20 protein-coding genes are annotated in these 20,241 nt (G+C 73.9%); 8 read left to right on the forward strand and 12 right to left on the reverse strand.

The features are described 5' to 3' along the window. Window positions 1–143: 143 nt before the first annotated feature. Together ACQUFX_RS31420 and ACQUFX_RS31425 are read left to right on the forward strand one after the other, a co-directional pair. On the forward strand, window positions 144–437 hold the full coding sequence (locus ACQUFX_RS31420; RefSeq protein WP_428963750.1) for a 4a-hydroxytetrahydrobiopterin dehydratase: 294 nt from the start codon (window positions 144–146) through the stop codon (window positions 435–437). Next, a complete protein-coding gene (locus tag ACQUFX_RS31425) occupies window positions 434–1,585 on the forward strand; it encodes an FHA domain-containing protein (RefSeq protein WP_428963751.1) in 1,152 nt (383 codons plus the stop codon). Before ACQUFX_RS31420 ends, ACQUFX_RS31425 begins: the two co-directional genes overlap by 4 nt. A 119-nt stretch (window positions 1,586–1,704) precedes the next feature. Here the strand turns inward: ACQUFX_RS31425 and rocD are convergent, their stop codons facing one another. The 4 genes from rocD to ACQUFX_RS31445 form a co-directional block, all read right to left on the reverse strand. Next, the gene (gene rocD, locus ACQUFX_RS31430) at window positions 1,705–2,919 is read right to left on the reverse strand and encodes an ornithine--oxo-acid transaminase (RefSeq protein WP_428967136.1); all 1,215 of its coding nucleotides are present in this window, start codon (window positions 2,917–2,919) and stop codon (window positions 1,705–1,707) included. Further along, window positions 2,919–3,734, reverse strand: a complete 816-nt coding sequence (gene ddaH, locus ACQUFX_RS31435) for a dimethylargininase (RefSeq protein ID WP_428963752.1) — start codon at window positions 3,732–3,734, stop codon at window positions 2,919–2,921. Before ddaH ends, rocD begins: the two co-directional genes overlap by 1 nt. A 332-nt stretch (window positions 3,735–4,066) precedes the next feature. Next, window positions 4,067–4,795, reverse strand: coding sequence for a thrombospondin (locus tag ACQUFX_RS31440; RefSeq protein WP_428963753.1), 729 nt, complete (start codon window positions 4,793–4,795; stop codon window positions 4,067–4,069). A 191-nt stretch (window positions 4,796–4,986) separates the two neighbouring features. Continuing rightward, window positions 4,987–5,691, reverse strand: coding sequence for an SDR family NAD(P)-dependent oxidoreductase (locus ACQUFX_RS31445; RefSeq protein ID WP_428963754.1), 705 nt, complete (start codon window positions 5,689–5,691; stop codon window positions 4,987–4,989). Window positions 5,692–5,879: 188 nt separating this feature from the next. On the opposite strand from ACQUFX_RS31445, the gene ACQUFX_RS31450 reads away from it, so the two are divergent. Next, a complete protein-coding gene (locus ACQUFX_RS31450) occupies window positions 5,880–6,686 on the forward strand; it encodes an Fpg/Nei family DNA glycosylase (RefSeq protein WP_428963755.1) in 807 nt (268 codons plus the stop codon). A gap of 73 nt (window positions 6,687–6,759) precedes the next feature. Here the strand turns inward: ACQUFX_RS31450 and ACQUFX_RS31455 are convergent, their stop codons facing one another. From ACQUFX_RS31455 to ACQUFX_RS31470, 4 genes are all read right to left on the reverse strand, one after another. After that, window positions 6,760–7,674: an aminoglycoside phosphotransferase family protein gene (locus ACQUFX_RS31455; protein ID WP_428963756.1), complete on the reverse strand. Its 915-nt coding sequence runs from the start codon at window positions 7,672–7,674 to the stop codon at window positions 6,760–6,762. Window positions 7,675–7,770: 96 nt separating this feature from the next. After that, complete coding sequence (locus ACQUFX_RS31460) at window positions 7,771–9,192, reverse strand: WGR domain-containing protein (RefSeq protein ID WP_428963757.1); 1,422 nt, start codon at window positions 9,190–9,192, stop codon at window positions 7,771–7,773. A 95-nt stretch (window positions 9,193–9,287) separates the two neighbouring features. Continuing rightward, on the reverse strand, window positions 9,288–10,667 hold the full coding sequence (locus ACQUFX_RS31465) for an FAD-dependent oxidoreductase (protein ID WP_428963758.1): 1,380 nt from the start codon (window positions 10,665–10,667) through the stop codon (window positions 9,288–9,290). Window positions 10,668–10,767: 100 nt separating this feature from the next. Beyond that, entirely contained in the window at window positions 10,768–11,913 is a 1,146-nt protein-coding gene (locus tag ACQUFX_RS31470) for a carboxylate-amine ligase (RefSeq protein ID WP_428963759.1), read from the reverse strand. Window positions 11,914–12,194: 281 nt separating this feature from the next. Here ACQUFX_RS31470 and ACQUFX_RS31475 point away from each other — a divergent pair, with 281 nt between their 5' ends. The 3 genes from ACQUFX_RS31475 (at window position 12,195) to ACQUFX_RS31485 (ending at window position 15,094) form a co-directional block, all read left to right on the forward strand. Continuing rightward, window positions 12,195–12,482: a DUF6412 domain-containing protein gene (locus ACQUFX_RS31475; RefSeq protein ID WP_428963760.1), complete on the forward strand. Its 288-nt coding sequence runs from the start codon at window positions 12,195–12,197 to the stop codon at window positions 12,480–12,482. Between the two features lie 199 nt (window positions 12,483–12,681). Continuing rightward, complete coding sequence (locus tag ACQUFX_RS31480) at window positions 12,682–13,581, forward strand: YidC/Oxa1 family membrane protein insertase (RefSeq protein WP_428963761.1); 900 nt, start codon at window positions 12,682–12,684, stop codon at window positions 13,579–13,581. 82 nt (window positions 13,582–13,663) lie between these two features. Then, on the forward strand, window positions 13,664–15,094 hold the full coding sequence (locus tag ACQUFX_RS31485; protein ID WP_428963762.1) for a carbohydrate-binding protein: 1,431 nt from the start codon (window positions 13,664–13,666) through the stop codon (window positions 15,092–15,094). 118 nt (window positions 15,095–15,212) lie between these two features. Here ACQUFX_RS31485 and ACQUFX_RS31490 read toward each other — a convergent pair whose 3' ends face one another. Together ACQUFX_RS31490 and ACQUFX_RS31495 are read right to left on the reverse strand one after the other, a co-directional pair. Beyond that, window positions 15,213–15,881 carry a DedA family protein gene (locus ACQUFX_RS31490; protein WP_428963763.1) on the reverse strand — a complete coding sequence of 223 codons (669 nt, stop codon included), beginning with the start codon at window positions 15,879–15,881 and terminating at the stop codon, window positions 15,213–15,215. A gap of 194 nt (window positions 15,882–16,075) precedes the next feature. Next, window positions 16,076–16,696, reverse strand: coding sequence for a DUF1349 domain-containing protein (locus ACQUFX_RS31495; RefSeq protein ID WP_428963764.1), 621 nt, complete (start codon window positions 16,694–16,696; stop codon window positions 16,076–16,078). A 127-nt stretch (window positions 16,697–16,823) separates the two neighbouring features. On the opposite strand from ACQUFX_RS31495, the gene ACQUFX_RS31500 reads away from it, so the two are divergent. Continuing rightward, window positions 16,824–18,467 carry an alpha-amylase family protein gene (locus tag ACQUFX_RS31500; protein WP_428963765.1) on the forward strand — a complete coding sequence of 548 codons (1,644 nt, stop codon included), beginning with the start codon at window positions 16,824–16,826 and terminating at the stop codon, window positions 18,465–18,467. 35 nt (window positions 18,468–18,502) lie between these two features. Beyond that, the gene (gene fabG / locus ACQUFX_RS31505; RefSeq protein ID WP_428963766.1) at window positions 18,503–19,261 is read left to right on the forward strand and encodes a 3-oxoacyl-ACP reductase FabG; all 759 of its coding nucleotides are present in this window, start codon (window positions 18,503–18,505) and stop codon (window positions 19,259–19,261) included. A 32-nt stretch (window positions 19,262–19,293) separates the two neighbouring features. On the opposite strand, the gene ACQUFX_RS31510 is transcribed toward fabG, so the two are convergent. Both ACQUFX_RS31510 and ACQUFX_RS31515 read right to left on the reverse strand, forming a co-directional pair. Next, complete coding sequence (locus ACQUFX_RS31510) at window positions 19,294–19,725, reverse strand: hypothetical protein (RefSeq protein WP_428967137.1); 432 nt, start codon at window positions 19,723–19,725, stop codon at window positions 19,294–19,296. A gap of 25 nt (window positions 19,726–19,750) precedes the next feature. Continuing rightward, window positions 19,751–20,161 carry a hypothetical protein gene (locus ACQUFX_RS31515; RefSeq protein WP_428963767.1) on the reverse strand — a complete coding sequence of 137 codons (411 nt, stop codon included), beginning with the start codon at window positions 20,159–20,161 and terminating at the stop codon, window positions 19,751–19,753. Between the last annotated feature and the right edge of the window lie 80 nt (window positions 20,162–20,241).

Genomic DNA, 20,241 nt, shown 5'->3' on the forward strand with positions numbered 1-20,241 from the left:
TAACGGCGCGGTGCGACAGCCACCGGGCGACGGCGGCCCGGCGACGGTCGCCGGCCACCCCGCCCACCCGGCGGTCACCACCGCTGACCAGCCCGGACCGGCGTGGCGACCACCGCCCCGACCTGCACCGGTAGGGTCTCCCCATGGCAGACGCGCTCACCGCCGAGGCGGTACGAGACGAGCTGGGCCGGTTGACGGACTGGTCGGGAAGCCCGGCCGGGATCAGCCGGACCGTCGAGTTGGCGAGTTTCCCGGCCGCCGTCGCGGTGGTCGACCGGGTCGCCGTGGTGGCCGAGGAACTGGGCCACCATCCCGACATCGACATCCGGTGGCGCACCGTGACGTTCCGCTGTGTCACCCACTCCGTCGACCGGGTCACCGTCCGTGACCTGGAGCTGGCGCGACGGATCGACGAGATCATCGGAGGTGCTCGGTGAGGTTCGAGATCAGCAAGGTGCTGGACGCGATCGAGGGCCGGGTCTGCACCGACCCGTCCCTGGCGCGGGCCGTGATCGACCTGGCCGAGGTCATCCGGTACCAGGATCTCGATGGTGGCCGGCCGGCCAACCTGCTCCGGCTGGGGATGATCATCGACGCCCTCTCCCGGCAGCTCGAAGAGGACAGCGTCCCGGTCTACGCGGTGGTGCACCGGGCCGTGCTCTCCGACGCGGACCTGACCTCCAACGAGCGGATGGTGGTCCGCCGCTGGGCCGACGACGGGCTGGTCGAGGTGCTCGACAACCCGGGCGACCGGATGCTGGAGGTGGCCGACCTGCTCGGCCTGCCGGTGCTCAGCCGGGGGCGCTTCGACGGGCTGCGGGGACGGTACCCGTGGGTGGTCGAGCAGCCCGGCCGGATCCTCGCCCCGGTGCCGGGGCCGGGTGGCCCGGCGTTCGTCGCCCACGTCGGCTCCGCGACCGTACCGGTGGAGGGCCAGCCCTCGCCGGTCGGCGAGAAGCTGCTCGCCCGGCAGTGGCGCTGCCCCGAGCCGGGGTGCGCGCTGTTCGGCGGCGGGGGTGGCGGCGGGGCCTTCGCCGACCTGGCCCGGGTGGACCGGGCCCCGGCCGGCCAGCCACCGCCGTCCCTGCGCAACGGGGTGCCGACCTGCCCCCGGCACGGCGCCCGGCTCTCCGACGCCGGCCCCCGGCCCCGTGCCGAGGTGTTGGCGGTCAGCGTCGGCGGCCTGATCCGGCGGCGCTTCGTGCTCACCGCCGACCAGCCCGTCCAGGTCGGCCGGGCGCCGGACCAGCCCGGCGGCGTCACCCTCGGGCAGTGGCTCAACGACGAGGCCCGGCGCTGGATCAGCCGCAGCCACCTCCAGTTCGAGCTGCGGGCCGGCGAGGTGATCGTCACCGACGTCAGCACCAACGGCTCCGGCATCCGGCCGGGCGGGTCGATGGACGAGGCCGACCGGCAGCCGCTCAAGCCCCGGCAGTCCCGGATCCTCGACGGCGGGGACATGGTCGAGCTGTACCCGGGTGTGCAGGTCGGCCGTCCCGGCGAGCTGGCCAGCGGTGCGCCCATCACCCCGGCCTCGGTGATGGCGGAGGCGCCCACGATGGCGATGCGGCTGCCCAACGCCTGACCCCCGCGCGCCTGACCCCCGCGCGCCTGACCCACGCCGGCCTGATCCACGCCGCGCCTGACCGGTGTGCGACGGCGCCCCCGCCCGGATCGGGGCGGGGGCGCCGCCGGTACCGGGGGTCAGCCGGCCAGGACGGCGGCCAACCGGCTCAGCGCCTCGTCGATCTCCGCCTCGGTGACCACCAGGGGCGGGGCCAGGCGGATGGTGGAGCCGTGGGTGTCCTTGGCGAGGACGCCCCGCTCGGCGAGGCGTTCGCAGGCCTGCCGGCCGGTCATCAGCGCCGGATCGATGTCCAGCCCGGCCCAGAGGCCCCGGCCCCGGACCGCGACCAGGCCCTCGCCGACCAGTTCGTGCAGGCCGGCGTGCAACCGCGCGCCCAGCTCGGTCGAGCGGTGCTGGAACTCGCCGGTGGCGAGCAGCCGGACCACCTCGGTACCCACCGCGCAGGCCAGCGGGTTCCCGCCGAAGGTGGAGCCGTGCTGGCCCGGCCGGAGCACCCCGAGCACGTCGGCGTCGGCGGCCACCGCGGAGACCGGGACGATGCCGCCGCCGAGCGCCTTGCCCAGCAGGTACATGTCCGGCACCACGCCCTCGTGGTCGCAGGCGAAGGTGTCCCCGGTCCGCCCCAGCCCGGACTGGATCTCGTCGGCGAGCAGCAGCACGTCCCGCTCGGTGCAGACCCGGCGGACGCCCGGCAGGTAGCCCTCCGGGGGCACCACCACACCCTGCTCGCCCTGGATCGGCTCGATCAGCACCGCCACGGTGGTGTCGTCGATGGCGGCGCTCAGCGCGTCCAGGTCGCCGTACGGCACGATCCGGAAACCCGGGGTGTACGGCCCGAAGTCGTCGTGCGCGTCCGGGTCGGTGGAGAAGCCGACGATGGTGGTGGTCCGCCCGTGGAAGTTCCCCTCGGCGACCACGATGGTGGCCTGCCCGTCGGGTACCCCCTTGACCCGGTAGCCCCACTTGCGGGCCACCTTGATCGCGGTCTCCACCGCCTCGGCGCCGGTGTTCATCGGCAGGACCAGGTCCTTGCCGCACAGCTCGGCCAGCTCCCGGCAGAAGTCGGCGAACTGGTCGTGCACGAACGCCCGGCTGGTCAGCGTCAACCGGTCGAGCTGGGCGTGCGCGGCGGCGATCAGCCGGGGGTGCCGGTGGCCGAAGTTCAGCGCCGAGTACCCGGCGAGGAAGTCCAGGTACCGCCGACCGTCCACGTCGGTGAGCCAGGCGCCCTCGGCGGAGGAGATCACCACCGGCAGCGGGTGGTAGTTGTGCGCGGTCCAGCGTTGCGCGTCGCGGACCGCGTCCGGCGTCCGCAGCCTGTCGTCGACGATCACGTGTCGGCCCTCCCCTGACGGAGTCGCAGTGTGCAGCACTTCGGTCCACCGCCGGCCCGGCGCAGCTCGGACAGGTCGACCCCGATCGTCCGGTACCCCCGGTCACGCAGCTTCGCGGCCAGGTCGACGGCCTGGACGGGCAGCACCACGTGCCGGCCGTCGCTGACCGCGTTCAGCCCCAACACCTCGGCGTCGGCCATGGTGGCGTGCACCGCGTCCGGGAAGAGCCGGCGCAGCACCGCCCGGCTGCCGGGGGAGAACGCCTCCGGCAGGTACGCCACGGTCCGCTCGTCGAGCACGGTCAGCGCGGTGTCCAGGTGGTAGAAGCGCGGGTCGACCAGGTGCAGGGTGACCACCGGGTAGCCGAAGACCTCCTGCACCCGCGCGTGCGCGGCGTGCGCGGTACGGAACCCGGTGCCGGCGAGCAGGTGGTCGCCGGCCAGCAGGAGGTCGCCCTCGCCCTCGTTGACGTGCTTCGGGTCGGCCACCGTGAAGCCGGCCGCCTCGAACCAGGCCCGGTAGGCGGGGGCCTCGTCGGCGCGCTGGGGGTCGCGGAACTGCACGGCCATCGCCGTACCGTCGATCACGGTGCCGCCGTTGGCGGCGAAGACCATGTCCGGCAGGCCGGGCACCGGCTCGATCAGCTCGACCTCGTGGCCCAGGTCGAGGTACGTGCGGCGCAGCCGTTCCCACTGCCGGACCGCGAGGTCGGTGTCGACCGGCGTGGTCGGGTCCATCCACGGGTTGATCGCGTAGTCCACGGCGAAGTACGTCGGCCGGCACATCAGATAGCGCTGGCGGATGGCGTCCATCGTCACTGTCCCTGCTCCCAGGCTCGGGCGCGCCCGGCCACCGTCGGCCCACGGGCTGGCGCCGTCACTCAACGCTATGCGGCACCCGGCGACGGCATCCACCGCTGACACTTGCGTGCACCGGCGGATCGTTGCGTCTCCCCGGGCCGGTTCTGCGATTCGTTGCGCCGACGGCGCGTCGCGTCCGGCCGGGCGGAAGGCGGTGCGGGACCCGGACATGCTTCGGGGGGCGGCTCCGTCGCCGCCCCCCGAGAAGGGTGTGCCCTCGCTGGTGAACCACCGGCTGGCCGGGCCTGCCGCCGGTGAACCACCGGCGAGCCGATATGTGCCCGTCAGAAACGACCGACAAACTGTGAGTCAAGCCACTCCCGGAGCCGCAGCACCCAGTCGCCGTCGGTGCTGGGCCAGGCGTACAGGCCGGTCATCGCCAGGATGCCGACCACCACCGCGCCGAGGCCGAACGCGATGCCGAGCAGCGCGTCCATCTTGCCGGCCACGTGCCGGCGGCGGGTGGCGACCAGGCCGAGCACGCTGAGCACGGCGCCGGCCGCGCCGAGCCCGATGCCGTACCCGGCGAGGGTGCCGGTGAGCACGAAGAGCGCGCCGGCCACCCCGACGACCAGGCCGAGGGTGGCGAGCAGACTGGCCCGGGGCTTCGCTCCGGCCACCACCGGGGCGGGCCGTGGGTCGGTGGTCGGCTCCGGGGCCGGCGCGTCCCGGTCGGTGGTCGACGCGGTCCGTTCGACGGTCGACGCGTCCCGGTCGGTGGCCGGCGTGCTCCGCTCGGTGGCCGGCGGGGGCGGGGGTGGCGGTGCGGACCGGCGTACCCGGTCGGTCAACGCCGTCCGGCGCGCGGGCGGCGGAGGCAGCGGCCGCTCGGCGGTGCGTTCCCGGTCGAGATCCAGGGTCTGGTCGGTCTCGGTGGTGCGCGCGGGTGCGGTTGCGGGTGGGGGTGCGGTCGCGGTGGCGGTCGCGCGGTCCGCCGCGTCGACCCGCCCGTCGCCGTTCTCGTCGCCCGCCGGGGCCGGTTCGGTCCGGCGCGACAGCGAAGGAATCCTCATGCTCCACCTCCTGATGAGCGCGGGGCGGCCAGCGCCGGAGAGCGTCACTCGGCAGCCACGCGGTAACACCCAGCGAGGTACCCAGCCGGCATTCCGCTGACACCCCGGCCGCGCCGACCACCCGACCGGGTGACGCCCCGGCGACGTCGCGGCCCGCCGTGGCCGACGGTGCCCGACGGATGCCGGGCGGGTCAGCGTCGGGCGCGCGACGAGAGCCGGGTGAGGCCGGCCAGGGCCGAGGTGAGCAGGGCCATCCGGCGGGGGCGGGAGACCTGCACCGGACGGGTCCGGACGCAGTTCATCAGGATCTCGACCGCCCGGTCGACCGACAGCATCAACGGCCGGACCGGTCCCTTGGCCATCTTGGTGTCGACGAACCCGAACCGCACGGTGGTGACCCGCACGCCGTGCCCGCGCAGCGCCGCCGACAGGCCCCGCAGGTACGTCGACAGCCCGGCCTTGGCGGCGGCGTACCCGGGCGCCTCGGGGGAGACCATCCGGTCGGCGAGGCTGGACAGCCCGACCAGGTGCCCGGAACCGGCCGCCACCATCACCGGTACGACCACCGCCACGGTCCGTACCGCGCCCATCAGGTTCACCTCGACGGCATGGGTCTGCGTGGTCAGGTCGGTCACGTCGACCGGCTCGCCGACGCCGGCGGCGTAGACGCAGAGGTCGACCCGGCCGAGGTCGGTCACCGCGCGGCCCAGCACCTGCGGGTAGTCCGCCGAGGTCACGTCCACGGTGTGGTGGGCGTACCCCGGCTCGGTCAGGTCGACCGCCCGCCGGGAGAAGCCGGCGACCCGCCAGCCGTCGGCCAGCAGCCGGCGGGTGAGCGCCAGCCCGATCCCGTCGCTGTTGCCGACCACGACCGCGTTCCGTACCGCATCCGACATGGAGATCCGTCCCTCACCGCGCCCGGTGGTGCCCGTCGCCGGGCACCGGCCCGCCATTGAACCACCTGCCCGCTCCCCGTCCGCAGCGGAGGCGACGTCGGCGGTGGCGTGGTGCCGGTTGCTTCCCCGACAGTCGCGGGCGCGTTCCGCGCGGATCGCGGCGCGGCTGTCGCGATACGCTTGCCGCCGTGCCGGAGGGTCACACCATTCACCGTCTGGCGGCGCGGCACGGCGACCTGTTCGCCGGGGACAAGGTGCTCGCCGCCAGCCCGCAGGGTCGGTTCGCCGAGGGCGCCGCCCGGCTCTCGGGCACCGTGCTGGAGGAGATTGAGGCGTACGGGAAGCACCTGCTGCACCACTACGCCGGTGAGCTGAGCCTGCACGTCCACCTCGGGCTGTACGGCAAGGTCACCGACGGCGACGGGGAGCCCCCGGAACCGGTGGGGCAGGTCCGGCTGCGGCTGACCAGCGACCGGCACTGGCTCGACCTGCGCGGCCCGGCCGCCTGCGAACTGCTCACCCCACCCGAGGTACGGGCGCTGCGGGCACGGCTCGGCCCCGATCCGCTGCGTGCCGACGCCGACCCGGCGCGGGCGTACGCCCGGATCGCGCGCAGTTCGACGCCGCTGGCCGCCCTCCTGCTCGACCAGTCGGTGGTGGCCGGCACGGGGTTGATCTTCGTCACCGAGGCGCTGTTCCGGGCCGGGCTGCCGCCGACCCGGCCCGGTCGGGAGCTGACCCCGGCCGGGTGGCGGGACCTCTGGGCCGACCTGGTCGGGCTGATGACCGCCGCCGTCGCGCACGGCCGGATCGACACCGTCCGCCCCGCGCACCTGCCAGAGGTCACCGGCCGGGCGCCCCGGGTCGACCGGCACGGTGGCGAGGTGTACGTCTACCGTCGCCCCGGGCAGCCGTGCCACGTCTGCGGCACCGGCATCCACCGGGGCACCCTGGCCGGCCGCAACCTCTACTGGTGCCCCACCTGTCAGCGCTGACGCCGCGCCCGGTGGTGCCCCGACGCGTCGGCGGCGGGGGCGGGCCGGCGCGGGTCCGGCGCTCCGGCCCGGCTCACACCTCGTCGACCAGCCACCGGACCACCTCCAGGTGGGTGGGGATCACCAGGTCGGGGGTGGTGCTCCAGGCCAGCGTCTGGCCGATCGTCCAGCCGAGCACCCGGTCCCGGTCCAGCCCCAGGTCGGCGGTGAGCCGGTCCAGCCGGCGGCGGACCACCGCCGGACCGTGCCCCAGCTCCGGCCCCCGGACCAGCGGCACCACGCTGAACTCCCGCTCGCCGACCAGCGGCTTCGGGTCGATCACCAGCCACGGCTCGCGGGTCGCCGCGAGCACGTTGCCGGCGTGCAGGTCCTGGTTGACCAGCACCTGCTCGCCCTGGGTGCCGACCAGCCCGGCCAGCCGGTCACAGGCCACGTCGAGCAGCCGTCGCTCGTACGGCCGGCCGGCCCGCTCCCACTGCACCGGCAACTGAATCAGCCAGCCGGTCGCCTCCTCGGCCAGCGACCCGATCGGTGCCACCGCCTCGGGGCGGGCCGGCCGCCAGAGCCGGGGCAGCAGGCCCGCCGCCACGTCGAGCGCCTCCTCCAGCGGCAACCGGTACAGCGGCGTGCCCGGTTCGCAGCGCTCGATCAGCAGTGCCCGCCGGTCCGCGTCGTACGCCAGCAGCCGGACCGCCCCGGTGCCGTCCCAGGCGGCCAGGGCCGCTGCCTCGTGCCGGCTGTCCGGGTCCGGGTACTGGAGTTTCAGCACCGCCGCCGTCCCGTCCGGCCGGTACGCCGGCAGCGCCAGCGACACCATGGCGTACGGGAACGGCGGACCGAGCCGCAGCGACCACCGCCGCGCGCACTCGGCGACCAGCCGGGGCAGCTCGGCCAGCCAGGCCCGCCCGGCGGGCACCTGACGCATCCAGTCCAACCCGGCGGGCACCGTCCCGTCGAGCCCGGCCGGTGGCTCCACCGTGCTGTCCATCCGGCCATCGTGGACCACCGGCGGGCCGGGCGACAGCGGTTTCCACGCCCGGCGGGTCACCGTGCCAGGCGGGGTCGACGTCGTGGTGGGCCGGTGTCAGCGCAGCCGGCGGATGTCGCCGTAGGCGCGGTAGAAGCCGCCCCGGCCGGACTCCCGGATCTCGCTGACCAGGTAACGGGCACCCACCTCGCGGATGCCCTTGGGGAACTGCACCGACCAGTCCCGCCGGAAACCGTCGGAGCACACGTGCATCCGCAGCCGGCCCTGCTCGGTCACGCACTCCACGATCACGCCGGCGCTGGTGTCGGTGGTCACCTCGACCACCGTCGGCGCCGCCGGGACCGGGGCGGTGGTCGGGGCCTTGATGTCGACCGGCTTCGGCACGTCGCCCGCCTCGGCGGCCCGGATCGCCGGCTCGCTGGCGTCCACACAGGCCAGTTGGCCGCTGGTGGTCACCACGTACAGCTTCTCCTGGTGGTACTGCATGGAGTACGCCGAGCCGCAGCCGGTGCCGAGCTTCCACAGCCGGTTGCCGGCCGCGTCGAAGCAGTAGATGGAGGACTGGTTGTCCCCGGCGAAGACGTACCGGCCGTCGGAGGCGGTGGCGCAGGAGAAGACCGGCGCGTCACAACGGAAGGCCTGCTCGCTACGGCCGTCCTTGCCCAGCCGGACCACCTGGCGGGTCGCCGTGCCGGCGAACACCGAGCCCGCCTCCTGCCAGCCGAACAGCACCGCCCCGGTGCTGGTGTGCCAGAGCTCCTGCCCGGTCCGCCAGTCGTAGCCGGTGATTCCCTGCGAGTGGCCGTGGTAGAGCGCCGCCGCGTCACAGCGCACCATCCACGCCGCGCTGCCGCGCCCGCCCCGCCGCCACAGGAACTCGTCCTCGTGGTCGACCGCCGCGATGCCGCCGTCGGCGTCGGAGACGCCGAGCACCCCGTCGTGGATGTCCAGCCAGTAGATGTCGATGTCCGGCGCGATGGTGTACGCCACCCGGGGCATCTTGCCGGAGAGGTCGTAGACGTTGCCGTCGTCGCAGCCGGCGTAGAGCCAGTCGTCGTCGGCGACGATGCACTTCACCCCGTCGGGGAGCTGCACCTGCCCGACCACCCGGGCCTGGTGGTCCAGCGTGGTGATCACGCCCCGCTCGTTGCCGACCATGCACCGCTCGCCGTCGACGAAGATGCCGAACGCCGGGGCGCCCGAGTTGTACCGCCAGAGCACCGGGGCGGTCCGGGCGGTCGAGCGGGTGCTGACGATCTGGCGGCGGGAGACGGCGCGCTTCTGCCGGACACCGCGCACCGCCGGGGCGTACCCCTTGCGGACCTTGTCCCCGATCTTCTTCGCCGCCGCCGCGCGGGCCTTCGCGTTGTCCGGGTAGGCGGTGGACTTCACCTGGCCCGAGTCGCCGATGCGGCCGTAGCGGACCGTCAGCGTGGTGTCGTCGACGACCACCTCGTAGAACTTGTGCGCGCCACCGCCGGCCTCGGACAGTTCGAGGTACGTCGTCTCCTGGGCCATCGCCGGGACCTTCCGCTGAGGGGTTGATCAGTCGCCGCCGACCCTAAACACCCCCACCGACATCTTCCCCGGGTGCATCCGTGGCCGCGGCCCGGTCAGCGGCTGTGCGTGGCGAGCGCGTCGACGGCCGTCCGGGCGGCCACCAGCACCGGGTCCCAGACCGGCGCGTACGGCGGGGCGTAACCCAGGTCGAGCGCCGTCATGTCGTCCACGGTCATCCCGTTCCAGAGCGCCACGGCCAGGGCGTCGATCCGTTTGGCCGCCTCGGACCAGCCCACGATCTGCGCGCCGAGCAGCCGCCCGCTGGGCCGTTCGGCGATCAGTTTCACGGTCATCGGCCGGGCGCCCGGGTAGTAGCCGGCCCGGTTGGTCGACTCGATGACCACGGAGACGAACTCGAACCCGGCCGCGTGGGCGTCCCGCTCCCGCAGGCCGGTCCGCCCCACCTCCAGCTCGCAGACCTTGGTCACGGCGGTGCCGATCACGCCGGGGAAAGTGGCGTACCCGCCGCCGATGTTGATCCCGGCCACCCGGCCCTGCTTGTTGGCGTGCGTACCGAGCGGCACGTGCACCGGCAGGCCGCTGACCCGGTGCAGGGTCTCCACGCAGTCGCCGGCCGCCCAGACGCCGGGCACCCCGAGCACCCGCATCCGGCGGTCCACCTGGACGCCCCCGCTGGGGCCCAGCGGCAGGCCGGCCGCCTCGGCGAGCGCGGTGTTGGGGCGTACCCCCAGGCCCAGGACCACGACGTCGGCCGGCAACGACCCGTCGTCGGTGACCACGGCGGACACCCGCCCGTCCTGTTCGGTCAGGCCGGTCACCTCGACGCCGGTGCGGATCTCGATGCCCACCCCGCGCATCGCGGCGGCGACCAGCACCGCCATGTCGTCGTCGACGGTGCTCATCGGCTGCTCGCCCCGCTCGACGAGGGTCACGTCGAGCCCGCGCTGGACGAGCGCCTCGGCCATCTCCACGCCGATGTACCCGCCGCCGACCACCACCGCCCGCCGGGGCCGGGGCTCGGCCTCCAACCAGTCGCGCAGCGCCGCGCCGTCGTCGAGGGTCTGCACCCCGAAGACCCCGGCCACCCCGGACCGGGCCCAGTCGGGCAGGCGGGGCGTGGCGCCGACGGCGTACACCAGGGTGTCGAAGCCGGCCCGGACCTCGCCGCCGCCGGCCAGGTCCCGGGCGACGACCTCGCGTCGGTCCAGGTCGATCGCGGTGACCTCGTGCTGCAACCGGACGTCGATGTCGTACTCGTCGCGGAAGGTCTCCGGGGCGCGGGCGACGAGCTGGTCCCGCTCGGGCACCAGGCCGCCGATCCAGTACGGGATGCCGCACGCCGAGTACGACGTGAAGTGACCACGCTCGAAGGCGACGATCTCCAGGTCGTCCCGGCCCCGACGCCGTCGGGCCTGGGACGCCGCCGACATTCCGGCGGCGTCCCCGCCGATCACGATCAGTCGTTCCGCCACCGGCTCAGTCTGACACGCGGTGCCGGTCCCGGCCCGGCACGCCTGTTAGGAGGGGGCCCTTTCCAGTCAGAAAGCGTTAACAGGGGGCCCCTCCTTGCACTCAGGTGCCGCGGGTCTGGCGGGCGACGTCGGCGACCACGTCGGTGAGCCGGCCGGTGCGGGCGTACACGGCCCGTTGCCGGGCGGCCCCGCTGCCGTGCCGGCGCAGCGCGCCCAGCAGGTCGGTGACCTCGGTCAGGTCGCCGTGCCGGTCCAGCGCCGGGCGGAGCCGGTCGACCAGGTCGTCCAGCAGTGTCCAGGCCGGGCGCAGGTCACCGGTGGTCAGGTCGACCCCGTCGCCCTCCAGCCCGTCGTGGGCGGCCCGCCAGTGCGCCGCCACCAGCAGGTGGTGATCGGTACGGATGGCCGGGCGGTCCGCCTCGATGTCCGCCATGGCGGTGGAGACCAGTGCCCGGACCAGGGCGGCGACCAGGACGGTGTCGTCCACCGACGGGCAGACGTCCCCGATGCGGATCTCCACCGTCGGGTACTTCGCGGAGAGCCGGGCGTACCAGTACAGCATCCCCTCGTCGAGCATCACGCCACTGGCGATCAGTTGCCGGATCAGCCGCTCGTAGTGCTCGTGGGACTCCAGCCACGGGGTGGGCGCCACCGAGGGCCAGCGTTCCCACTCGATCGAACGCCAACTCGCGTACCCGGTGTCGACGCCGGCGCTGAACGGGGAGTTGGCGGTGACCGCGTGCAGGACCGGCAGCCAGGGGCGGACGTGGTTGAGCACCTGCACGCCGGTCTCCGCGTCCGGCACGCCGACGTGCACGTGCATGCCGTTGTTGCCGGGCCCGGGGACCAGTAGCCGGAACCGTTCGATCATCCGGTCGAAGCGCGGCTTGTCGACCACCGGCGGGACCGGGCCGTCGACGGGGCCGGTGCCGATCGCCAGCACCCGGACGCCGGCCCGCTCGGCGGCGTCGGCGAGCGCCGCCCGCAGCACGCCGAGGGAGTGCCGGATGGAGGAGAGCTCCAGGCCGGGCGGGCTGCCGATCTCGATCTGGCTGGTCTGGAACTCGCGTTCGACCTGCCCGCGCAGCTCCGCCGGCACCTGCGCCATCACCAGGTCGACGGCCGGCACCGCGGCACCGGTGTGCGGGTCGACCAGCAGGAACTCCTCCTCGACGCCGACGGTGAGCAGGGCGGATCGGGCCGTCCCTGTCGTCTCCACCGGCGCCTGCGCGACCTGCCCTGGCATCGTGACCACCGTCCGTTCGGTACCGTCGACGGCCCTCCGCCGTCGCTGCGTTGGTACCCGCGCTGGTCGGCGTGGGAAACCCGGACTCCGGCGTGTCTGTCCGGCATGTCCGGTGCGGCCGACATGTCGGTGCTGCCGCCCGGCGTCGCCCCCGTCTGCCCGTCGCCCGCCTCGCCCACGTCGCCGGTGTCGCTCGGGTTCGCCCGCGTCGGTGGCGGCTGGTCGTCGTTGCGGTGGTCCGCCCGCCGGCCGGGGGTGACAGCCGGTTGTAGCCTGGCCCTGTGCTGGTTCGGATGCTGCTGCTCACCTGGGTGTACCTGCTCACCCAGGTGACCCTGCTCGCGGACCGGCCGGCCGAGGCCCTGGCCGGGGCCGCCGTCGTCGCGGCGGTGCTGCTGGCCACGTTGCTCACCGCCCGTCCCGGCACGGACCGGCCGCGTCGGTCCGCCCGGCGCGGCATCGCGCTGCGGGAGCGGTCCCGCCGACGGCGGGTGCCCCGACAGGTCGATCCCGACGCGGCCGGCCGACCCCGGCCCCGCGCACCGGGGGCGCTCCCCTCGGCCGCGTAGCCCACCGCTCCCGTAACCCGTAGCCCCAGTCCGCTGCCCGCCGCCTGCCGGTCGTGCGGGTCGACCGACGTCGCCTGTTTTATCCGGGCGACGCGCGTCGGGGCGGGGCCCGGCTCGGGGCAGTTCCCGCCGTGCGCGGCCGGTTCCCCGCGTTTACCGTCCACATCGGACGACCCGGAATCGGACCGAGGGGTCACCCATGCTCGCTTTCGCACCATTCGACCACGCGGTCGGCGCCGCCGGCGCCGCCGTGCACCTGCTGGCCGGCGTGGTGGAGCCGCTGGCCGCCGGTGGCGCCACCGCCGCCGCGATCGTGCTCTTCACCGTCGCCGTCCGCCTGCTGATCTCCCCGCTCACCGTCGCGCAGGTACGTGGGGAGCGGCGCCGCGCGGCGCTCGCTCCCGCCGTGCGTGACCTGCGCCACCGGTACGCCGACGACCCGGCCCGCCAGCAGCGGGAACTGGTCGAGCTGTACCGCTCGGCCGGGGCCAGCCCGGTCGCCGGTTGCCTGCCCGCGCTGCTCCAGGCACCCTTCTTCATCCTGATGTACCAGCTCTTCACGACCGCCGACGCGGGGCGGAGCCTGCTGGCCGAGCAGGTCGCCGGGGTGTCGCTCGGGCACCGCCTCGCCGACGGGTGGGGCGGCGCCGCCGGGCCGCTGTTCGGCGTGCTCCTGGCGGTGCTGACCGCGTTGGCCTGGTGGTCGTCGCGGCGGATGCGCCGGGCCGCGGCGGCGACCGGTGACCCGGTCGGCGGGCTGGCCGCCGGCTCGGCCGGCATCGCCCCGGCCGACCCCGGCGGCACCGACCGGCGGGCGGATCGCACCGGCGGCACCGACCGGCGGGTGGACCGTGCCGGCGGCACCGACCGGCCGGCGGGCGGCCCGGGAGGCGGGGGTGGGCGGCCCGGCGTGGACGGGGCGACGGTGGTGCCGGGGGTGGCGCTGCTGGGTCGGGTGCTGCCCCTGCTGCCGTACGCGACGGTGTTGGCCGCCCTGGTGCTGCCGTTGGCGGCGGTGCTCTACCTGGTCACCACCACGGCGTGGACCGCGCTGGAACAGGTGGTGCTCCGGCGGCCGGTACCGCAGCCCACCGCGTGATCGATATTGACAAATGTGAGGAAGCTCCGTACAACCTCTGAGAGAGCGCTCTCTCGAACCGTCCCCGTTGAGAGGCATGCCCATGACCCCTGCCCCGGCGGCCCCCGCCGCCCTGCCCCCGCGACGCCGGCTGCGACTGGTCGTGGCCCTGGTCGCCACCGTCACCACCGGGCTGGCCGGCGTCGCCGTCAGCGCCAACGCCGCCGTTCCCGCCCCGGCTCCGGGCTGGAGCCTGGTCTGGGCCGACGACTTCACCGGTGCGGCCAACACCCTGCCCTCGGCGGCCAACTGGATCATCGACACCGGCACCAGCTACCCGGGTGGCCCGCCCAACTGGGGCACCGGCGAGATCCAGACGTACACGAACAGCACCGCGAACGTCAGCCACGACGGCGCCGGCAACCTGCGGATCACCCCGCTGCGGGACTCCGCCGGCCGGTGGACCTCGGCCCGGATCGAGACCGTCCGCAGCAACTTCAAGGCCCCGGCCGGTGGCGTGCTGGCCATCGAGGGGCGGCTCCAGATGCCCAACGTCACCGGGGACGCCGCGCTCGGCTACTGGCCGGCGTTCTGGTCGCTCGGCTCGCCGTACCGGGGGAACTACCACAACTGGCCGGGCATCGGCGAGTTCGACGTGATGGAGAACGTCAACGGGATCAACCAGGTGTGGGGCGTGCTGCACTGCGGGGTGGCGCCCGGCGGCCCGTGCAACGAGAACAACGGCATCGGCAACTTCCGTACCTGCCCCGGCAGCAGTTGCCAGTCGGCCTTCCACACCTACCGCTTCGAGTGGGACGCCTCGGTCAGCCCTCAGCAACTGCGCTGGTACGTCGACGGGCAGCAGTACCACACGGTCACCCAGAACCAGATCGGTGAGCCGTACTGGAGCCAGATGACCAGCCACGCCGGGTACTTCCTGCTGCTGAACGTGGCGATGGGCGGCGGCTTCCCGAACGGCGTCGCCGGCTTCACCACCCCGACCGCCGCGACCGTCCCCGGCCGGCCGATGCTCGTCGACTACGTGGCGGTCTACCAGCGCGGCGGCGGCACCCCGCCGACCACGCCCCCGACCACCCCGCCGACCACGACCCCGCCGCCGACCGGGGCGCGGGACGCGTACTCGACCATCCAGGCCGAGTCGTTCAACGCGCAGAACGGGGTGCTCGTCGAGGCCTGCTCCGAGGGCGGGCAGAACATCGCCGCCGTCGGCAACGGCAACTGGGTCCGGTTCGACAACGTCGACTTCGGCTCGACCCCGCCCCGGGACTTCGTCGCCCGGGTGGCGTCGGGCGCGGCCGGTGGGGTCAGCGGCCTGGTCGAGGTACGCCTGGACAGCCCGACCAGCCCACCGATCGGCAGCTTCGCGGTGGCCAACACCGGCGGCTGGCAGAGTTGGCGCTCGGTGCCGGGCAACGTGTCGTCGGTGACCGGCCGGCGCACCGTCTACCTCACCTTCACCAGCGGCCAGCCCGCCGACTTCGTCAACGTCAACTGGTTCCACTTCCGCCGCTGACCGGTAAGGAAGGGCCCCTTGTTAACGCTTCCGGTAGAGGAAGGGGCCCTTCCTAACCTCCGGCCGGCCGGTACACCCGGCCGGCCGGTACGTGCGTCGGCCGATGGGGTGGCGGGGGTCAGCGGGAGGTCGAGCCCGCGTGCGGGCGGGTACGGCGGCGGCGTCGGATCTTCTTCACCGCCCAGTTGGCGATCATGAGGACGATCAGGGCGATGATGGCGTAGTCGAACCAACTGCTGTACTGGTCGACCTGTTCCCAGCGGGAGCCGAGGGTGTACCCGAGCCCGACGAACAGGGCGTTCCAGATGCCGCTGCCCAGCGTGGTGAGCAGGACGAACTCCGTCAGCGGCATCCGGTTCGCCCCGGCCGGGACGGAGACCAGGCTGCGGACCACCGGGATCATCCGCCCGAAGAGCACCGCCCAGCGGTCGTACCGTTCGAACCACCGGTCGGCGCGTTCGAGGTCGTCGAGGTCGACCAGCGGGATCCGGTCGAGCCACCGCTTCAGCCGGTCCTCGCCGAGCACCGCGCCCACCCAGTAGAGCACCAGCGCGCCGAGCAGCGACCCGGCGGTCGCCGCCAGCCCGACCACCACCACGTTGAACCGGCCCTCGCCGGCCAGGTAGCCGGCCATCGCCAGGACGATCTCGCTGGGGATCGGCGGGATGATGCTCTCCAGCGCGACGAGCAGCGCCACCCCGAGCGCGCCGGCCGACTCGATCACGCCGGCCACCCAGCCGGTCAGGCCACCGAGCTCGCTCGGCTCGACGTTCTCGGCGAGTGCCATGGGCGGGGCGTCCTTCCGCGCGGCCGGATGGTGGCGACGGCCGCACGGTGACGAAGGCGGCCGGGGATCACGCTGAAGTACCCTGCCCCCGCCCGGTCACACCCCGCCGGCGGCCCCGGCCGTTAAGAACCGGCGGCCCCGGGCGTTAAGAAGGGGCCCTTCCTCTACCGAAAGGGTTAACAGGGGGCCCTTCCTTACACCTCAGTCGGCGGGTGCAGGTCGTGGTCGGCGGGGCCCTGTCGCCAGGCGGTGAAGTGGACGGTGAGCCCGTCCCGGGTCGGGGCGCAGCAGAACGGGCCGGCGAGCGCGGTCGCCTCCGGCGCCAGCGGGGCCAGCCGGACCAGGTGCCACGGCTCGCCGTCGACCCGGGCGCGGACGGTCAGCGCGTCGCCGGCCCGGCTGACCCGGACGCTGACCAGCCGGCCCGTCCACCCCGGCACCGGGGCCGTCGACCAGTCCGACATCTCCCGGGTGACCACCGCGCCGACCTGGGGCAGGCCGTCGCAGAACTCCACCCCCGTCTTGACCCAGTTCCGTTCGTCGACCCGGACCAGCACCCCGGCCTGGTCGAACTGCCCGGTGAAGTCCATCCGGAAGTCGACCTCGACGGCCTGCCCGACGGGCAGCGGGGCGAGCAGGGCCTCCCCGTTGTCGTGGACGAACCCGTAGCTGGTCTGCCGCCAGAAGTCCCCGCCCTTGCCCGGCTGCACCCGCAGGCCGCCCTCCGGGGTCGGCTCGGCGCTGACCGGAGGGTTCAGCCACACCCCCTGGGACCAGTCGACGGGGTGGGCGGCAGGTACCAGGTCCGGGCTCATGCCGCGACCGTACCGGAGCCCGCTCCCGCCCGTCCGGCCCGTTCGCGGCCCATTGACGAGGGTCAGCGGGCGGGGTTGCTGGGCGCTCGCGTTTGCCGCGCCCGGTATCAGGAAAAGTGACTGCCGCATGGGCGACAGGTGGTATCAGGAGGCGGTCGTCTACTGCCTCGACATCGACACGTTCGCGGACTCCGACGGCGACGGGGTGGGTGACATCCGGGGCCTCATCGGCCGCCTCGACTACCTGGCCAGGCTGGGCGTGACCTGCCTCTGGCTGCACCCGATCCACCCGTCGCCCAACCAGGACGACGGCTACGACGTGACCGACTTCTACGCCGTCGACCCGCGCTTCGGCACCCTCGGCGACTTCGCGGAACTGCTGCACGAGGCGGGCAACCGGGGCATCCGGGTGATCATCGACCTGGTCGTCAACCACACCTCCGACCAGCACCCGTGGTTCCAGTCCGCCCGTTCCTCGCCCGACTCGCCGTACCGGGACTGGTACGTCTGGTCCGACCACGAGCCGGCCGACCGGTACCAGGGCATGGTCTTCCCCGGCGAGCAGCACGAGACCTGGACCTACGACCGCACCGCCAAGGCCTGGTACTACCACCGGTTCTACAAGTACCAACCGGACCTGAACTTCCGGAACCCGGCGGTCCGCGCCGAGGTCAAGAAGATCATGTCGTTCTGGCTCCAGCTCGGGGTCGCCGGGTTCCGGATGGACGCGGTGCCGTTCATCATCGAGTTGACCGAGCCCGGCCACACCGACGGGACCAAGGACTTCGGGTACCTGACCGAGCTGCGCCAGCACGTGCAGTGGCGCCGGGGTGACGCCGTCCTGCTGGCCGAGGCGAACGTGGAGCCGGACGAGCTGCCGCAGTTCTTCGGCGACAGCGGCGGCTCCGGCAACCGGGTGCACATGCTCTTCGACTTCATGCTCAACGGGCGGCTGATGCTGGCCCTGGCCCGCCGCGACCCGGAACCGGTGATCGAGGCGCTGCGGGACACCCCGACCCTGCCCACCGGCGGGCAGTGGGCCACCTTCCTGCGCAACCACGACGAGATCGACCTGTCCCGGCTCACCGCCGACCAGCGCGAGCAGGTGTACGAGCAGTTCGGCCCCGAGGAGGAGATGCGGATCTACGAGCGGGGCATCCGCCGCCGGTTCGCCAGCATGCTCGGCAACGACCGGCGGCGCATCGAGTTGGCGTACTCGTTGCAGTTCTCCCTGCGGGGCACCCCGGTGCTGCGCTACGGCGAGGAGATCGGCATGGGGGAGAACCTCGACCTGCCCGGCCGGGAGGCGATCCGTACCCCGATGCAGTGGTCGTACCAGCCCAACGCCGGGTTCTCCACGGCGGAGCCGGAGAAGCTGGTCCGCCCGGTGATCGACACCGGGGAGTTCGGCTACCGCAAGGTCAACGTCACCGCCCAGCGCAAGGACCGTAACTCGCTGCTCTCCTGGTTCGAGCGGATGATCCGTACCGTCCGCGAGTGCCCGGAGATCGGCTCCGGCTCCACCACCCACATCGACATCCCGATGCCGTCCGGCGTGCTGGCGCACCGTGCCGACGGGCCGACCGGGACGATGGTCTTCCTGCACAACCTCGGCACCGACGACGCCGTGGTGGACCTGGGCATGCTGGCCGCCGAGGCGGACCTGCCGATCGACGTGCTGACCGACCGGTCCTACGAGGACGTCGGCAAGCTGGACGCCCTGCGGGTGGCCGGATACGGGTACCGGTGGATCCGGCTCGGCCGGGGTTAAGCTCCTTCGACCAGTCGTGTTACCGGGAGGTAGTCATGTCGGAGGAGCCCCGCGTCGCCATCGTCACCGGAGCCGCGCGCGGCATCGGGGCGGCCACCGCACGCCGGCTGGCCGCCGACGGCCTGACGGTCGCCGTGGTCGACATCGAGGAGTCGGCGACGAAGGAGACCGTGGACGCGATCACCGCCGCCGGTGGCCGGGGGATCGGGGTCGGGGCGGACGTGGCAGACCGGGCGCAGGTCGAGGCGGCCGTGGACCGGGTCGCGGCCGAGGTGGGCGCACCCACGGTGCTGGTCAACAACGCCGGGGTGCTGCGGGACAACCTGCTGTTCAAGATGACCGACGCCGACTGGGACACCGTCCTGGCCGTGCACCTGCGCGGCGCGTTCCTGTTCAGCCAGGCCGCCCAGCGGCACATGGTCGAGCAGCGGTGGGGCCGGATCGTCAACCTGTCCAGCACGTCGGCGCTGGGCAACCGGGGCCAGGCGAACTACGCGGCGGCCAAGGCGGGGATGCAGGGCTTCACCAAGACCCTCGCCATCGAACTGGGCCCGTTCGGGGTGACGGTGAACGCGGTCGCGCCCGGGTTCATCGTCACCGACATGACCGCCGCCACCGCCGCCCGGATGAAGATCGACTTCGCCGAGTTGCAGAAGCACGCCGAGGCGGAGATCCCGGTCCGCCGGGTCGGTCGCCCGGAGGACGTGGCGCACACCATCTCGTTCCTGGTCAGCGAGGGGGCGTCGTTCGTCTCCGGGCAGGTCGTCTACGTCGCGGGCGGCCCGAAGGACTGACCCGGCCCGCAGCGCGCCGCCGGGACCGGGCGTCAGACCGCGCGGTCCCGGGTGCGCCAGAGCCAGGCGAGGCCGAGCACCGGCAGCACCAGTGGGATGTAGCCGTAGCCGCTGCCGAACTGCGACCAGACCGTCTCGTCGGGGAAGAGCGTCGGTCGGGCCAGGCTCAGCGCGCCCACGCCCAGCACCCCGGCGAGTTCCACCAGGCAGCAGACCAGCGCCGTCCGACGTCCGCCGGTCCCGGCGCGGGCCAGCCCCACGGCGGCGACGATGTAGATCACCGCCGCCAGCCCGGAGAGCAGGTACGCCACCGGCGCCTCGGCGAGCCGCGTCGCGATCTGGAGCCCGGCCCGCGAGGTGGCCGCGATGGCGAACAGCAGGTAGACCGCGATCAGCAGCCGGCCGGGGCCCCGGTTGGTGGCCGGCGGTCCCTCCGTCGTCGCCCCGCCCGGGGGCGGCTCCACCGGACCGTCCGGGGGCCGCACCGGATCAGCCACCGGAACCCCCCGCGCCGACGAACTCCCAGGTCTGCTGCAACCGGACCACCACCACGGGGGTGACCAGGCAGATCGCGCAGACGATCGCCGAACCCCAGCGGGTCGGCTCCATCCGGGCCAGCACCGCCGCCAGCGGCGGCAGGCAGACCAGCGTCGCCACGTACCCGAAGAAGGCGCCCGGCTCGCCCGGTCGCTCCCCGCCGCCGAGCGCGACCAGCGCCACCACGGTCAGCGCGAGCAGCCCGACTTCGAGCAGGGCCAGGCCGACGAACTGCACCCGGTCCGGCGGCCGGTGGCGCAGCGTCGCCACCAGCGCCCACCCCGCGAGGACGAGTGACAGCACGATCGTCACCGTCGCCAGGACGCCGTCCACCGGCGAGCCGGTCGCGGCTGGGCTGGTCACCGGGGAACCCCGGTCGTTGCCTCGGTCACCGGCACAGCCTACTAAGCGTCGTAGTACTCGCCGACGGTGGCGGCGGTCGC

It is taken from the genome of Micromonospora fluostatini, from assembly GCF_050410825.1.
GTDB lineage: Bacteria > Actinomycetota > Actinomycetes > Mycobacteriales > Micromonosporaceae > Micromonospora > Micromonospora rosaria.